The organism is Pseudomonas sp. PGPPP1 (assembly GCF_002255865.1).
GTDB classification, from domain to species: domain Bacteria; phylum Pseudomonadota; class Gammaproteobacteria; order Pseudomonadales; family Pseudomonadaceae; genus Aquipseudomonas; species Aquipseudomonas cremoris.
The window spans coordinates 1-1,155 of the sequence record NZ_NKIG01000083.1 but is presented as its reverse complement, the minus strand read 5'-3'; the positions used below and the strand labels follow the sequence as shown (position 1 = coordinate 1,155).

Genomic DNA, 1,155 nt, shown 5'->3' with positions numbered 1-1,155 from the left:
CCGGTCGAAACGATCGAGCGCATCGAAGCCGAGCAGCACGCTCGCCTGGTCGCCGAGAAGAAAATCCCGGCCAACCGTGTAGAAACCTCGTTGGAACAGGCTTAAACCATGTCGAACTTAGTGACCAATGCTGGACACGCCCATGTCGATGACCATGGGCACGATGACCATCACCACGACTCGGGGCCGATGACCGTTTTCGGTTTCTGGCTCTACCTGATGACCGACTGCATCTTGTTTGCGTCGATCTTCGCGGTGTACGCGGTACTGGTAAACAACGTAGCGGGTGGCCCGTCGGGCCACGACATCTTCGAACTGCCTTACGTGCTCGGCGAAACCGCCTTGCTGTTGTTCAGTTCGATCACCTACGGCTTCGCCATGTTGGCCTTCTACAAGGGCAACAAGAAAGGCGTACTGAGCTGGTTGGCACTGACCTTCCTGTTCGGCCTGGGCTTCATCGGTATGGAGATCAACGAGTTCCACCTGCTGATCTCCGAAGGCTACGGCCCGCACCGTTCCGGCTTCCTGTCCGCGTTCTTCACGCTGGTAGGCACCCACGGTCTGCACGTAACTGCCGGCCTGCTGTGGATGGCGGTGATGATGTATCAGGTCAATAAACACGGCCTGACCAACACCAACAAGACTCGCCTGAGCTGCCTGAGCCTGTTCTGGCACTTCCTGGACGTGGTCTGGATCTGCGTCTTCACCGTTGTTTACCTGATGGGGACTCTGTAATGGCTAATGCACACTCCCATGACCATGACAGCCATGATGCGAGCCACGGCAGCGTTAAGTCGTACGCCATCGGCTTCATCCTGTCGGTAATCCTGACGCTCATCCCGTTTGGTCTGGTGATGTACCCGACCCTGCCAAAGTCGATCACCTTGATGATCGTGCTGGCATTCGCGGTGATTCAGGTTCTGGTTCACCTGGTGTACTTCCTGCACCTGGATCGCTCGAAAGAGCAGCGCGATAACGTGATTGCGTTCGTGTTCGCAGGCCTCGTAATCCTGCTGCTGGTTGGCCTGTCGATATGGATCATGTTCAGCATCCATACGTTCATGATGGCGAAGTGAGGTAAGACCCGATGTCGCTTAAGCACTTTATCCAAATCACCAAACCGGGGATCATTTTCGGTAACGTGCTTTCTGTGGC

The 1,155-nt window shown here is 55.8% G+C and carries 2 protein-coding genes; both read left to right on the top strand.

What is annotated here, in order from left to right; all coding sequences use genetic code 11:
* The first annotated feature begins 108 nt into the window (after nt 1–108).
* Entirely contained in the window at nt 109–735 is a 627-nt protein-coding gene (locus CFE47_RS31210; protein WP_010206435.1) for a cytochrome o ubiquinol oxidase subunit III, read from the top strand.
* The gene (gene cyoD, locus CFE47_RS31205; RefSeq protein WP_010206434.1) at nt 735–1,076 is read left to right on the top strand and encodes a cytochrome o ubiquinol oxidase subunit IV; all 342 of its coding nucleotides are present in this window, start codon (nt 735–737) and stop codon (nt 1,074–1,076) included. Before CFE47_RS31210 ends, cyoD begins: the two co-directional genes overlap by 1 nt.
* Nucleotides 1,077–1,155 lie beyond the last annotated feature (79 nt).